The following is a 13,824-nucleotide window of genomic DNA, read 5'->3' as shown; positions in this document are numbered from 1 at the left end:
ACGAAAGGAGGCCAGGATGGCGACCATGATGCTCACATCGACGCTGCGCGGAGCCGCAGGGATGATCCCGCATGCACTGCCCGGGCTGCACGGCGGTCGACTGGCGTACATCACGACCGCCGCGGCCGTGGAGCCATGGGGGTTCGCGCATACGATGCTGACCCGCCGCCAACTGCGTCAACTGGGATTCCGCGTCACCGAACTGGATGTTTCAACGGCCGCTGCCCCCGACGTGTGGAGCACCCTCTCGGACGCCGACTGCATATATGTCGGCGGCGGCAATTCGTTCTTTCTGCTGCAGGAACTGCGGCGGAGCGGCGCGGATGCGCTGCTCGCCGAACGGATAGCCGACGGGATCCCGTATATCGGCGAATCAGCCGGTTCGGTCATCATGTCGCCGGACATCGGCTACTGCTCCATCATGGACCGCACGGATCGCGCCCCGGGTCTGCGCGACTACAAAGGACTCGGTCTGACGGATTTCCATGTGGTGCCGCATCTGGGCAATCCCACGATGGGTCAGGCGGCACGGCTCATCATCGAACGGTATTCCACGGAGCTCGACCTACGCGCGCTCACTGACCGTCAATCACTGCTCGTCAGGGACGGCGGCATCACCATGTTGCAGTCATGACGAGGCATCACGGTTCGGGCACGACCCCTTTCCGGCGCGATTCGCCATCTTCTCTCCCCCGGTCATGGGCGAAAAGCCCGGAATCACATCGTCATTGAACCGTATCTACGTTTCGAGGGGTTGATTTCGGTCTCGCCGGACATCTATCTACGTTTCGAGGGGGTGCCAGCCAAGTATGAACGCTCCCAAAACCGCGCAATCCCAGCAGCAAAAAACGCTTAATACTTCGGATATCGCGTTTGGGCAACCCCCTGAAATGCAGATAGATGTTCCTGATCCATCAGATCAACCCCTCGAAATGTAGATACCACCAATTTCGCCCACACTAATCCCGCTTTCACGCCTCAAACGGCGATTAGCACAGCCCGGGACCGCTTTTCCATTCGGAATTATTCAGGCGGCGGCCCACTGGCGACGATAGGATGGTCAACAACAGCCGGCACCGCAATCATCACCGGCGCCACTGAAGGGACCAGCATGGAATTCGTCCTCAAAGGCATCTTTGACTACGCCGTCTCGAACGGGTGGATCGGTGAGAATCCTGTGGACAGGGTCACCGTGCCGAAGATCGCCTCCGACGACGACATGGTGTTCCTCTCGGTCCGCGAGGTCAAGTTGCTCGCGGACGAGGTGGAAAAGATCGGGAAGCCGGTGGACGGTCTGCTGGTCAGATGGCAGGCCTATATGGGATGCCGCATAGGCGAATCGCTTGCCCTTAAGGTCGGTGACGTGGACGCGGCCAAGCGGCGCGCCAGGATAGGCCGCACATGGACTGACGACGGGCACGGCGGTAGCATGCTCGGCACCCCGAAGAACGGAAAGGCCCGCAATATCGCGATACCACGGTTCCTCATGCCGCAGATCAAGGCGCAGATGGATGGCATGGGTGATGACGACTGGCTGTTCCGTGCCACCCGTGGCGGGAACGTCTGGACGAACATGTGGCGGACAAGGATATGGAACAAGGCCGTCAAAGCGGCCGGCATGGAGGACGAGGGCGTGACCATACACAGTCTGCGCCACACATACGCGAGCTTCGCGATCGCCCAGGGCGCGGACGCGAAGACCCTGCAGATGCAGCTCGGCCACTCCTCTCCCAGCATCACATTGAACACCTACACGGCGCTCTGACCGGAACAATTGGACGACGTGGCCTACGCGATCGGAGCCCTCCGCGAGCGCGAACTCGTGTGAATCGGGCATGGAGATCCCGCGGCGTTTGTATGCATTTGTATGCAGATTGTTTTCGACGGAAAAATAAGCCCTTGAAAACCTAATGTTTCCAAGGGCTCCGGTCGGGCTGACAGGATTTGAACCTGCGACATCCTGCTCCCAAAGCAGGCGCGCTACCAAACTGCGCTACAGCCCGATGTGCCCAGCCCAAGGCAAAGCACAAATGTTGAGTATACCATAGGCTGAGACTGAGCCCGTTTTTCAATTATCGCCGGGTTCCGTAGGCCTTGGCGACCGAATCCGTGGCCATTGGACTCGACCCGCATCTTCCACCCCGCCGATGGTCCAAATAATCGGTGCAATGTAGGCCCCCTCCCATTGCGTTCCTAAGTGCGCGCCGAAACGACGAGTGCGCGAACATAGGTACGCAAATGGCCCTGTTTGCGTACCTATGTGCGCACGGTCGTCGTTTCGGCGCGCACTTAGGAACGCAAAATCCGGACGACACATCCCACGCATGAACAGGCACCACGCCGCATGCCGGTCATCGTTCCACGCCGCCCCGTCATAATCCCGTACCGTCGCGTCACAATCTCGTCCCGCACCGCCCCCCCTCCCCGGCCACCAACGCAAGGCGGGTTCTAGTGATCGTTGCAACACCTGACCTACCGCAAGGAGGATCAGGTGATGAAAAGCCATCATCATGACGGGGACCGCGACGCACGCCGTTGGGCGTTCAACGGCGTCGAATACCCGACGAGGAACGAGATGTGCGAGGCGAGACGCGCCGAGTACGTGCGCCTGCTGGATGAGGAGGGCATGAACTTCACCCAGGCCGCGCACGCGGTCGGCGTCTCGAAACGCGCCGGCAAGGCGTGGCGCAACGGCAGGACGCGCGCCACGGGAAGGAACGAGAAACCCCTGGTGGACTGGTATCGTTCCACCATGGACAAACCAAAGAGGATCCATGCGCGCTATCTGAGCCAGGACGAGAGGATCGCCATCGCGGACCGTCTGCGTCTGGGCGATTCGATCCGCGCCATCGCCCGGCTGCTGGGCCGCGACCCCGGCACGGTCAGCCGCGAGGTCGAGCGCAACAGGAATCCCGAGTCCGGCGGCTGCGAGCCCTACCGCGCCCAGCAGAAGGCCGCGGACCGGCTCAAACGCCCCAGACCGCGCAAGGCGGCCGTGGGCACGCGACTGTGGGACGAGATCGCCGCCGGGTTGCGCAGGCATTGGAGCCCGGAGCAGATAGCCAACCGGCTGAGGCTGGACTTCCCGGATAATGGGGATATGCACGCGAGCGTCGAGACGATCTACCAGGCCATCTACCTGCAGGCCAGGGGCGAACTCAAACAGGAGCTGAAACGCGCCATGAGGCAAGGCCGGGCCAAGCGCAAGCCACAGGGCGACGGCGGGCGCAGACCCCGGTTCCGCGAGCCCATGGTCATGATCAGCGAACGGCCGGCCGAGATAGAGGACCGCGCCGTGCCCGGACACTGGGAGGGCGACCTGATCACCGGCGCCAAGAACCAAAGCGCCATCGGCACGCTCGTCGAGCGCACCACCAGGTTCACGATCCTGCTGCGCCTGCCCGACGGGCACGACGCCGAACACGTCCAGCAGGCCATCATCGACAAGATGCAGCACCTGCCCAAACTCCTGCGCAACAGCCTGACCTGGGACCAGGGAAGCGAGCTCGCCCTGCACAAACGGATCACCACGGCACTGGACATGGCCGTCTACTTCTGCGACCCGCACTCCCCGTGGCAGCGCGGTACCAACGAGAACACCAACGGCCTGTTGCGCCAGTACTTCCCCAAAGGCACCGACCTATCCGTCTACCCGGAGGACTACCTCGACGCGGTCGCCGAGGAACTCAACGACCGGCCACGCAAAACCCTCGGGTTCATGAAGCCCAGCGAGAAGATCATCGAACTACTCAACACCGCAAGCTAACCTAACAACCAACAAAACCAATCAGGCGTTGCAACCACCACTAGAATCCACCCAACACAGCCGCGAAACCGCACGAGTACAATGGATATCCGGACGGCGAAAGGGGTGTCATGGGACGTCATCAGCGAGCGGAGACCCTTGGTCTGATCTCATTCCTGATCTGCGCGATGGTCGGCGCGATAATGATGTCGCTGTACATGCAGTTCGCCCCGGCGATCTGGCAGATCACCCAACGACGTTTCATGGTGTGCGCGGGCATTCTGGCCGGTTGCGCCGCCCTGTCATTCTGCGTCGGTTACGCCAGCCACTCCCATTCGCTCAACCTGCATCGCGGCTGGTTCGCCCCGATTCGTCGCGTGTTCGAGATCCTCGCATTGTCGATCGTGTACGCGGCGACCGTGTTCCTCTCGTCATTCGCCCTACTCGGCGCAATCAACGGCATGATGGGGTCGGCGACGTTCAGCGGATACCTCACCCCCATCTGCGCCGGCTTCGCGGGCGTCGTCGGTTATATGACGTTCGTGCAGGCGGAGATGATGAACGCGAAGACGTTGGCCTCGCTGCTGCCGTTCTTCGTGATTTCCGGCGTGTGCACCGCCGGCCTGACCAACCGACGACCCGTACTGGTACCACAACAATTTCTCGCAGCTCGGCGACCGCACCACGTTCGCGGCCCGCATGTTCAACTCGACGCTGATGCTCGCCGGAACGTGCATCATCATCGTCAGCTACTTCGCCATCTCGGAGCTGATCACCACCGAACGCATACAGCGAGCACGCCATCAGATGAACAAAAGCACCGGCACCGCCGCCGATGACCGCGACATCACGCATTTCACGTTGCGTATCGCCATCCTGTCGCTGCTGCTGACCATATCCGGGCTCATGTTCATAGGCATCGGCGCGTTCCGCTATACGCCGCACCCGATCATGCACAACGTGTGCGCCAAGGGACTGACGGTCATCATGGGCGTGTTGATGCTCTCCCTGCCGTGGCTCGCCCCGCGGATACCGAAGGTGATGTCGGTGATTTCCGCCTTGGCGATTCTGATCTGCTCTGCCATCGGCATCAGGATGCTGATGGGCCAGGAAACGCTCACCAATCTCGAAGCGCTCGCCGGACTGCTGTTTCTGGGATGGTTCATCGTCTTCTCAAGGCAAATCGCCGCAATCGAGGCCGATCGTCTGCAGGATCAGCTGATGATGCTGCAGCCCGGCACTGGTAACAGCACCGGTGCCGGCCCCGGCAATCCAGCCCGAGACGCGGACGGCTCCGGCACCAACGAGCAGGTCGCGGAACTGCAATCCCGCCTGTCGAACGACCGGTAACACGCAAGTCACCGGTCGGCGCCTGCCCAGCGTAGCGCACACAGCGCGCAGGTGCGAAGCACCTGCCACGATATCTCAGCTGTCCTCGCGACGTACCGCCGGGCAATCAGAACTCTTGAGCAGCAGGAAGCTGCGCGCCTGGGCGGTGATGGCGAATCCCGCCTCATAGCTCAGCTCCGGCCCCTTGGGGTTGTATGTGTCGATGAGCAGCTGCCACTTCTTGCCATACCGCTCACTGGGCAGAGTGAACATGATCGGCTCGTAATGCGCGTTGAAGATCAGGATGAAATCGTTGTCGATCATCGGCGAACCGTACCAGTCAGTCTCGGGGATGCGCGAGCCGTTGAGGAACACCATCATCGAGAACGCGTGCGTGTTCGACCAGTCATCCATGTCCATGATTGATCCGGTGTGGTCGAACCATTCGATCTGCGGGATCGTCGAGACGTCCTCGCCCGGCTCACGTCCGGAGAAGAAGCGGCGCCTGTGCAGCACGGGATGCTCCAGCCGCAGATGGATCAGCTTGGACACGAACTGCAGCAGGTCCTCCTGCTCGGGCGTGGAGTCCCAGCTGCGCCACGATATCTCGTTGTCCTGGCAGTAGGCATTGTTGTTGCCCTGCTGGGTGCGTTCCACCTCGTCGCCGCCGCAGATCATCGGGATGCCCTGGCTGACCAGCAGCGTGGAGAACAGGTTGCGCAGCTGCCGCTGGCGCAGGTTGTTGACATCGCTAATGGTTGTGGGGCCTTCCACGCCGCAGTTCCATGAACGATTGTTGCTTTCGCCGTCGCGGTTGTCTTCGCCGTTGGCCATGTTGTGCTTGTTGTTGTACGTGACCAGATCGTTCATGGTGAAGCCGTCGTGCGCGGTGATGAAGTTCACCGAAGCGACCGGCCTGCGGCCGTTGACCTGATACAGGTCTGAGCTGCCGAGCAGACGGCTGGCGAACTCGGGAAGCGTGGACGGCTGCGAGCGCCAGAAGTCGCGCACGCAGTCGCGGTAACGGCCGTTCCATTCGGACCAGCTCGACGGGAACCCGCCCACCTGGTAGCCGCCGGAGCCGAGATCCCACGGTTCGGCGATGAGTTTGACACGTGAGATGACCGGATCCTGTTCGACGATGTCGAAGAATGCGGACAGCTTGTCGACCTCCTGGAACTGGCGTGCCAGCGTGGCGGCCAGATCAAAGCGGAAGCCGTCGACGTGCATTTCGGTGACCCAATAACGCAGCGAGTCGGTGATGAGCTGCAGCGCGTGGGGAGAGCGCATGAGCAGCGAGTTGCCGGTGCCGGTGGTGTCGAAGTAATGCCGCGGATCGCCATCTACCAGACGATAGTACGACTGGTTGTCGATGCCCCTGAAGCTCAGGGTCGGGCCCATGTCGTTGCCTTCGGCGGTGTGGTTGTAAACCACGTCGAGGATGATCTCGATGCCAGCGCGGTGGTATGCCTTGACCATCGCCTTGAACTCGTTGACCTGCTCGCCGCGCTGGCCTGAGCATGCGTAGGCGTTGTGCGGCGCGAAGAACCCGATGGTGTTGTATCCCCAGTAGTTGCTCAGTCCCTTTTCCTGCAGGAACGAGTCGTTGACGAACTGGTGGATGGGCATGAGCTCCAGTGCGGTGATGCCGAGCTTTTTCAGGTATTCGATCACCGAGGGGTGCGCGAGGCCGGCGTAGGTTCCGCGAATCTGTGGCGGCACGTCCTTGTTGAGGTTGGTCATGCCGCGCACGTGGGCTTCGTAGATGACCGAATCATGGTATGGCGTGTTCGGATGCTGGTCGTTGCCCCAGTCAAAATAGGGGTTGACGACTGCGGACTTCATGGTGTGATCGGCTGAGTCGAGGTCGTTCATTGGGCCGTCCGGGTCGGCGAAACGGTAGGAGAACAGGCTTTCGTCGCCGTCGATATTGCCTTCGATGGCTTTGGCGTAGGGGTCGAGCAGCAGCTTGTTCGGGTTGCACCGCATGCCCTTGGCGGGATCGTACGGGCCGTACACGCGGTAACCGTAGCGTTGCCCGGGTTGGATTCCGGAAATATAGTTATGCCAGACGTACGAGTTCTGCTCGGTCATCTCGATGCGCGTCTCTTTGTCGTCCTCGTCGAACAGACATAACTCGACCTTGTCCGCCACCTGCGAGAACAAGGCGAAATTCACGCCAGAACCGTCGTAGTTCGCACCCAACGGGTACATGGAGCCGGGTCGTATTTGCTGCATGGTCATATTATCGCACGCCAACGTGAACATAGTTAACTTCAAACCGATATAAAGAAAAATTCTCAGCAAACTATGTTTGTTTTACTATGAATGCTTATTTTTTTCAGAATTCGCTGAATCTTCTCATGCTGTATGGCGATGACGGAGTTCGACGCGGTGACCGGCACTCCGGCGAGTTGGCGCCAGGTCACCCACGCAGATTCCACGTGTTCGTCGGGATCGAACCGGCGCGGTCGGCTTTCCCAGCGTCGCAGGTGCATGACCATGATGTTGGCGAGCTCGTCGCTCATGCCTTCCGACGAGTAGAACGCCCCCACATGGTCGAATATGACGCCGTCCTCTCCGACCGGCACCACGCCGGTCTCCTCGGCGAGCTCGCGCAGCGCCGCCTGCTCCACGTCCTCTCCGTCGTCCATCAGTCCCGCCGGCAGACCGTAGGCGAACAGGTCGGAGCCTACGCGGTACTCGCGCTCCAGCAGGTACAGGTCCCGGACCTCGTCATGGACGAGCATGACGACGCATGGCGCGTGACGGCACACCTGGCGACGCACGGTGACGCAGTCCCCGCCACCGGCCGGCAGCGCGATGCGCATGTCCTCCACGTCGAACACCGCCCCTTGGTACACGGTCTGTCGTGACAGCACGACGGCCCTGCGATCCCGGCTGTCCATGACGATGCCGTCGGTGGAGCGGTCGAGCAGCGCGTCGACCTGACGGGTGATGTCGCTTGCGGCGGCGGTACCCGCGGTTTCGGCAGTGCCAGCGGTGTCAGCGGTTGAACGGTCAGGCATGATGAATGGTCCTTTTTCGAAAGAAGTTGTCAGCGATGTGCAGCGGCAGCCGGCTAGCTCCGGCAGGGGATACTCAGCGTCCACGGATCGGTGTTCATCGTGATATGGGTGGTGCGTATGGTCTCCCCCGTCGCCCGCCCGACCGCCGCGGCGATGTCGTCCGGGGCGTATCGGAACCACAGCGACTCGATGGCGGAGTGCGGCGTGTTGATCAGCGCCGGACGGGCGACGGCGCTCCCTGCCGTTCCCGTATTTCCGGCCGAGGGGGCGGCCAGTCCGCGCGAGAGCAGCGACGCCTCGTACCGCGCCTGTTCCAAGGCGTCAGTCGCCGGATGATGGCGCAGGTCGCTGGTCACATACACATCGGCTCCGCTGGCCCGCACCTCGTCGAACAGCGAGTCCCCCGATCCCGGCAGCACCGCGACACGCCGCACGAGCGACTGGAGGTCGCCGGCGACCTGAACACCAAGATTCGTGGCCGGCAGCGCCTGCGCCACGCGATGCGCGAAACGCTCCAAGGTCATCGGCTCCTCCAGCAGGCCGACACGACCCAGGCCCACGGCGTGCGCAGACCCCGAGTCGTCGATGGGCACCAGAGGCCGCTGATCGACCAGGCCGAACGCGTCGGCCGCAGCCTGCCCTACACCGCGCCACGCGGCATCGGCGTTGGTGTGACCCACCCACAGAGCGCAGTGATGGCTGTACAGTTTGCCGACGATGGCACCGTGCACGTCCTGTCCGGAGACAGCGTGCACGGAACGGAACAGCAGCGGGTGATGGCATATCAGCAGGTCGGCGCCGCGTTCGATGGCCTCGTCGATCACCGCCATGGTGGGGTCCGCGGCGAATGCGACCAGTCCGACGTCGGCACCGGGCTCGCCGACGATCAGGCCGGGCGCGTCCCAGGATTCCGCATAGCGCAGCGGATACAGGGTTTCCACTACGTTGACGACCTGTCGAAGCGTGGTCATGGCTTGTCCTCTTTTCTTTTCTTGCCGTCGTTGTTCTCGCCGCCGTGCCGTCGCCGTCAGTGGGCGGCGAGCTGCCAGTCGGAGCCGATGCCGGTGGACACGTCCAACGGCACGGCGAGATCGACCGCGTGCTCCATGGCGTCGCGCACCAGGCCCGTCACCTGCTCGGCTTCGCCGGGGGCTATCTCCACCACGAGTTCGTCGTGGATCTGCAGGATGATACGGCTACGGACCTTGGCCTTGGCGAGCGCGTCGGACGCGTGGATCATGGCGATCTTCATGATGTCCGCGGCCGAGCCCTGGATGGGCGCGTTGAGTGCTCCCCGCTCGGCGGCGTCGCGTATGTTGCGGTTCGGCGACTGCAGTCCGGGGAAGTACCGACGCCTGCCGAACATCGTCTCGGTGTAGCCCTTCTCGCGGGCATCGGCGACCAGGGATTCCAGATACTCGTGGACCTTGCCGAACGTCGCGAAATACTGCGATTTCAGCCGGTCAGCCTCGCCGGGGCTGATTTTGAGCTGCTGGGCGAGACCGTAGGTGCTCAATCCGTACGCCAGCCCGTAGCTCATCGCCTTTACGTGGGTGCGCTGGTCGGGGGTGATGTCGTCAACGGGGATGCCGCACACGAGGCTCGCCACGTACTTGTGGAAGTCAGCTCCGGAGCGGAACGCCTCGATCAGCGCGTCATCGCCCGACAGGTCGGCCATGATGCGCAGCTCGACCTGCGAGTAGTCGGAGCTCAACAGCGACTCGTAGCCCTCTCCGGGCACGAACGCGGAGCGAATCTCGCGGCCCTCGGCATTGCGGTTGGGGATGTTCTGCAGGTTCGGGTCGACGGAACTGAGCCGTCCGGTGGCGGCCACGGTCTGCTCGAACGTGGTGTGAATTCTCCCGTCATCAGGGTTCACCGCATCGATCAGGCTTTGGACGATCTGCTTGAGCTTGTTCGTCTCGCGATGGCGCAGCAGCGCGGTCAGGAATCCGTTGGCGCGCTCGTTGCCGACGGATCGGACCGCGAGATCCTGCAGCGCGGACGCATTGGTCGTGTACGAACCCGATTTTGTTTTCTTGGTCGGCTTGAGGCCCATGTCGTCGAACAGCACGGCCTGCAACTGCTTGGGGCTTTGCAGGTTGACGCGGCTCCCGGCGAACTGCCAGGCGGTCTCCTGCGCGTCGCGAGCGTCGACGGCGAACCGGTCGCGCATCTCGGTCAGGCGCATGAAGTCCACGCTGGCACCGACCTGCTCCATGCCGAACAGCACGTGGGACACCGGCAGCTCGATGGACTGCAGCAGCCTGAACTGCTCGCGTTCGTCGATCTTCGCGGCCAGCATGTCGGCGAGGGCGCGAACCATGGCCATATGAAGCAGATCCTTGCGCTGGTCGGCCGGATCGACGTCGCCGCTCAAGTCCAGCTGCCCCTGCGCGACGTCATCGTCATTGTCCAATTGCAGCTGCAGGAAATGGGATGCCGCCTGTTCCAGCGAATCGGCATGATAGTCCGGCTGGACCAGGTATCCGGCGAGTTTCGTATCGAACCACGGCTCGGCGAGGTCCAGTCCGAGCGACGCGAGGATGTGCGACTGCTCCTTGTACCCGTGCACGACCATCCGGTCGGCGTGCCCGTCAAGGAACCGCTGCAACGCGGGACGGACGCCGGCGATCACGCCGGCTTCCAGCACGGCCGCCTTGCCGCCGACCTCCAGCATCAGCACGCTGCATCCCGGGTTCCCGGGTTTGGATGAGCCTTCGGCATACAGCGCGCAGGTCGATGCCATGACGTCGGCGCAGTGCGCCCGGTTGCGCGGCTCATCATCCGAATTGTCGGCAGGCGAGCCGAGACCGTCTCGTGCGGAGTCGATCCATGCCGCCAACGCCGCCTCATCCGCGATGGTCACGGCCTCGGGAATCCTCAGGTCGTCGGAGGTGTCCTCGTCGTCTGCGTGCTTGTCAGCTGCGTCGCCGGCCTGCTTGCCGGCGTTGAACGACTTGAGCACCTTGCTGCGGGTGCGCGGGCCGAATTCGAGGTTGGTGAACAGTTCCGAAAGCGCGTCGGCGTCCACCTCGCCGAATGTCAGGTCCTCGATGCCGATACCGAGGTCCACGTCGCGCCGCAGCGCGTTGACCTTGCGGTTGAGCTTGACCTGCTCAATGTTCTCGCGCAGCGACTCGCCCTTCTTGCCGCCTATCTCGTCGGCGTGCTCGATGATACCCTCAAGTCCGCCGTACTGGTTGATCCACTTCGCCGCGAACCCGTCGCCGACGCCGGGCACGCCGGGGATGTTGTCGGCAGTCTCGCCGCGCAACGCCGCAAGATCCGGGTATTGCGCGGGGCCGACATGGTACTTGTCCTCCACCGCCTGCGGCGTCATGTGCTTGAGGTCCTTGAAGTGATGCCCGGGATACAGCACGGTGACGCGCTCGTCGATCAGCTGGAAGGCGTCGCGGTCGCCGGACAGCACCAGCGTGTCGTATCCGGACCGCTCCCCCATCGCGGCGAGCGTGGCGATGATGTCGTCGCCCTCATACCCCTGCTTTTCGACGTAGGTGACGCCCAGCGCCGTGAGCATCTTCTGGATGAGCGGCAGCTGGGTGAGCAGGTCCTCCGGCGCCGCTTCGCGGGTGCCCTTGTATTGCGGCAGCATCTCGTTGCGGAAGGTGCCGCCCTTCATGTCGAACGCGACCGCGAGATGGTCGGGCTTCTCGCTGTCCAGCACCTGGGACAGCATCGTGGCGAAACCCCATACCGCGTTCGTGGCCTGTCCGGCCTGAGTACTGAAATTTTCCGCCGGTAAAGCGAAAAACGCGCGGAACGCAAGCGAGTGGCCATCGACCACCAGCAACGTTCCACGCGTTTTCGTCTGGGCGTCGTCGCGCGATTCGCTCATTCCCCTACTTCCGACGGCTTGGGATCGCCATACTTGGCGATGATCGCCATGGCCAGACGCTTCTTCGGGATGCGCTGATCCATCGAGGTCTTCTGGATCCAGCGGAAGGCTCCCTGCTCGGAGAAGTCCGCCTTGTCCATGAGCAGGCCCTTGGCGCGGTCGACGAGCTTGCGCTCCTCCAGCGTGTCTTCGGCCTTCTTGAGTTTCTCCTCGGCCTTCTTGAGCTGCTCTTCGGTCTCCTTGAGCTTGTTCTCGCTGGTCTCGACGTTGTCGAGCAGGTCGTTGATCTCGGAGAAACGGCCCATCGCGACTTCCAGGGCGGGCAGCAGCTTGGATTCCTCATACGGCTTGGTGACGTAGGCCATGGCACCTGCACCGGTCGCCTGACGGACCAGGTCGGGCTGCGAGAACGCGGTGAGCATCACCACGGGAGCGATGTTCTCGTCGCAGATGACGCCGGCGGCGGCGATGCCGTCCATACGGGGCATCTTCACGTCCATGCACACGATATCCGGGCGGAACTTGCGCGTCAAATCGACGGCCTCCTCACCATTGGCCGCCTCGCCGACGACCTCATACCCGTTGTCCTCCAGCATGGCCACCAGATCCATGCGGTTCACCGACTCGTCCTCGGCGACAACGACCGTGCGCTTCTTGTGCACGGCGCTCTCGACGGGCTCGCCTTCGGAGACTGCCTTCAGCTCATCGGCGGAAAGCACCTCCTCTACCTGACCCTCTTGCTCTTGCGTTGAGGTCTTCTTCCTTGCCACCATGCTCACAACCTCTTTTCCACGACACAGTGATTCATCGACAGAACTTCACGTATAACGATAACATAGAGATTCGGCGATGCGACACTGTGGCTCACCCGATAATGCAACGTGCCCTCGGTGGGACTCGAACCCACACTGCGCAGATTTTGAGGCTGCTTCCTCTACCAATTGGGATACGAGGGCGTTTCTGACACTCGCGATAGTCTAGCATATCGCTACGTCATTCGTCCATTGCAGGCGTGCCGCGCATCATTCCAGCGAGTCACGCCGGTTCCGTGGACACCATACGCCCCGGCACGCGATTTACGCCGGTAGCATCAACGCCGCGCCGAATATCCCCGCAACTCACCAGCGCGGACCTACAATGGAAACACATAAGAGAACTATCAAAGGTGAGGCTTATGAGCATGGACAGTGACACTTACAGACCCTTCGATCCGTGGCGTCCGACACCGGTCAAGGAGGAGTCCCGCAAGCAAATCGTCGAGACCCATTATTTCAACGTGGACAGGGTCGCGTTCAGTTCGGCGCAGGTCGGCCAGTTCGAACGGTTCATCCTGCATGAGAACAACGGGGACACCGTCGGCGTCCTTGCGGTGACCGCTGACGGGAAGATTCCGTTCGTCGAGCAGTACCGCATCCCGACCCATCGCTGGACGTTGGAGATTCCGGCAGGCCATGCCAACGCGCCAAGCGAGCAGTATCTGGACGTTGCAAGCCGCAAGCTGCGCGAGGAGGCCGGCTACGAGGCTTCGAAGCTCATCCAGTTCACGCGCTTCATCAACACGCCCAGCTTCTCCTCGCAGTACACCGCGCTGTATCTGGCGACGGGACTCAAGGAGGTGGACCGTTCCGCGATCGGCCCGGAGACGCCACGTTCCGCGGTACGCCTGTACACGCAACAGGAGGCCATGGAGATGGTGACCAACGGCACCATCGTTGATGCGAAGACGATTATCGCGATCCTTCGCCTCCATGAGGGACTACTGGAGCACATCGGCATGTGAGATTGTGCGGTTCGCCTTCCGCACGAGACAGTCGGCGCATCTGCCCCGCACCCGCGCGACGACCTTCCGCATCGTCCTTGAG

At 62.4% G+C, this 13,824-nt stretch carries 9 protein-coding genes, 2 tRNA genes and 1 pseudogene; 5 read left to right on the top strand and 7 right to left on the bottom strand.

The window, feature by feature from the left end; genetic code table 11:
- Window positions 1–16: 16 nt before the first annotated feature.
- The gene (locus MMB49_RS04010) at window positions 17–634 is read left to right on the top strand and encodes a Type 1 glutamine amidotransferase-like domain-containing protein (protein ID WP_047297679.1); all 618 of its coding nucleotides are present in this window, start codon (window positions 17–19) and stop codon (window positions 632–634) included.
- Window positions 635–1,111: 477 nt separating this feature from the next.
- Window positions 1,112–1,765 (top strand): tyrosine-type recombinase/integrase, encoded by a 654-nt coding sequence (locus MMB49_RS04005; protein WP_047271895.1) that lies wholly within the window; start codon window positions 1,112–1,114, stop codon window positions 1,763–1,765.
- Window positions 1,766–1,929: 164 nt separating this feature from the next.
- On the opposite strand, the gene MMB49_RS04000 is transcribed toward MMB49_RS04005, so the two are convergent.
- Window positions 1,930–2,003 (bottom strand) — tRNA-Pro (locus tag MMB49_RS04000).
- Between the two features lie 491 nt (window positions 2,004–2,494).
- Here MMB49_RS04000 and MMB49_RS03995 point away from each other — a divergent pair.
- Both MMB49_RS03995 and MMB49_RS03990 read left to right on the top strand, forming a co-directional pair.
- A complete protein-coding gene (locus tag MMB49_RS03995) occupies window positions 2,495–3,766 on the top strand; it encodes an IS30 family transposase (protein ID WP_101357152.1) in 1,272 nt (423 codons plus the stop codon).
- 110 nt (window positions 3,767–3,876) lie between these two features.
- Window positions 3,877–5,095 (top strand): annotated as a pseudogene (locus MMB49_RS03990) (ABC transporter permease).
- Between the two features lie 75 nt (window positions 5,096–5,170).
- Here the strand turns inward: MMB49_RS03990 and glgX are convergent.
- The 6 genes from glgX to MMB49_RS03960 form a co-directional block, all read right to left on the bottom strand.
- Window positions 5,171–7,342 carry a glycogen debranching protein GlgX gene (glgX, locus tag MMB49_RS03985; RefSeq protein WP_003821081.1) on the bottom strand — a complete coding sequence of 724 codons (2,172 nt, stop codon included), beginning with the start codon at window positions 7,340–7,342 and terminating at the stop codon, window positions 5,171–5,173.
- Between the two features lie 32 nt (window positions 7,343–7,374).
- The gene (locus tag MMB49_RS03980) at window positions 7,375–8,103 is read right to left on the bottom strand and encodes an NUDIX hydrolase (RefSeq protein ID WP_047297670.1); all 729 of its coding nucleotides are present in this window, start codon (window positions 8,101–8,103) and stop codon (window positions 7,375–7,377) included.
- A gap of 53 nt (window positions 8,104–8,156) precedes the next feature.
- Window positions 8,157–9,074: a Nif3-like dinuclear metal center hexameric protein gene (locus MMB49_RS03975; RefSeq protein ID WP_047271891.1), complete on the bottom strand. Its 918-nt coding sequence runs from the start codon at window positions 9,072–9,074 to the stop codon at window positions 8,157–8,159.
- Window positions 9,075–9,130: 56 nt separating this feature from the next.
- Window positions 9,131–11,962, bottom strand: coding sequence for a DNA polymerase I (gene polA, locus MMB49_RS03970; protein WP_047271889.1), 2,832 nt, complete (start codon window positions 11,960–11,962; stop codon window positions 9,131–9,133).
- Window positions 11,959–12,735 carry an ANTAR domain-containing response regulator gene (locus MMB49_RS03965; protein ID WP_003812733.1) on the bottom strand — a complete coding sequence of 259 codons (777 nt, stop codon included), beginning with the start codon at window positions 12,733–12,735 and terminating at the stop codon, window positions 11,959–11,961. The genes polA and MMB49_RS03965 overlap by 4 nt, the downstream gene beginning before the upstream one ends.
- Window positions 12,736–12,844: 109 nt before the next feature.
- A tRNA-Leu gene (locus MMB49_RS03960) sits at window positions 12,845–12,918 on the bottom strand.
- A 224-nt stretch (window positions 12,919–13,142) separates the two neighbouring features.
- Between MMB49_RS03960 and MMB49_RS03955 the strand changes: the two genes are divergently transcribed.
- A complete protein-coding gene (locus tag MMB49_RS03955; RefSeq protein WP_047272062.1) occupies window positions 13,143–13,742 on the top strand; it encodes an NUDIX domain-containing protein in 600 nt (199 codons plus the stop codon).
- Window positions 13,743–13,824: the final 82 nt, after the last annotated feature.

The sequence above is a fragment of the Bifidobacterium sp. SKU genome (assembly GCF_026016405.1).
Taxonomy (GTDB): domain Bacteria; phylum Actinomycetota; class Actinomycetes; order Actinomycetales; family Bifidobacteriaceae; genus Bifidobacterium; species Bifidobacterium bifidum.
Note: the sequence above shows the minus strand (reverse complement) of the source record. Positions and strands in the feature narration are given on the sequence as shown.

Bases quoted from the DNA above. Each gene is read 5' to 3' on its own strand.
- MMB49_RS04010 (WP_047297679.1), top strand. From the start codon at position 17: ATGGCGACCATGATGCTCACATCGACGCTGCGCGGAGCCGCAGGGATG.
- MMB49_RS04005 (WP_047271895.1), top strand. From the start codon at position 1,112: ATGGAATTCGTCCTCAAAGGCATCTTTGACTACGCCGTCTCGAACGGG.
- MMB49_RS03995 (WP_101357152.1), top strand. From the start codon at position 2,495: ATGAAAAGCCATCATCATGACGGGGACCGCGACGCACGCCGTTGGGCG.
- glgX (WP_003821081.1), bottom strand. From the start codon at position 7,342: ATGTTCACGTTGGCGTGCGATAATATGACCATGCAGCAAATACGACCC.
- MMB49_RS03980 (WP_047297670.1), bottom strand. From the start codon at position 8,103: ATGCCTGACCGTTCAACCGCTGACACCGCTGGCACTGCCGAAACCGCG.
- MMB49_RS03975 (WP_047271891.1), bottom strand. From the start codon at position 9,074: ATGACCACGCTTCGACAGGTCGTCAACGTAGTGGAAACCCTGTATCCG.
- polA (WP_047271889.1), bottom strand. From the start codon at position 11,962: ATGAGCGAATCGCGCGACGACGCCCAGACGAAAACGCGTGGAACGTTG.
- MMB49_RS03965 (WP_003812733.1), bottom strand. From the start codon at position 12,735: ATGGTGGCAAGGAAGAAGACCTCAACGCAAGAGCAAGAGGGTCAGGTA.
- MMB49_RS03955 (WP_047272062.1), top strand. From the start codon at position 13,143: ATGGACAGTGACACTTACAGACCCTTCGATCCGTGGCGTCCGACACCG.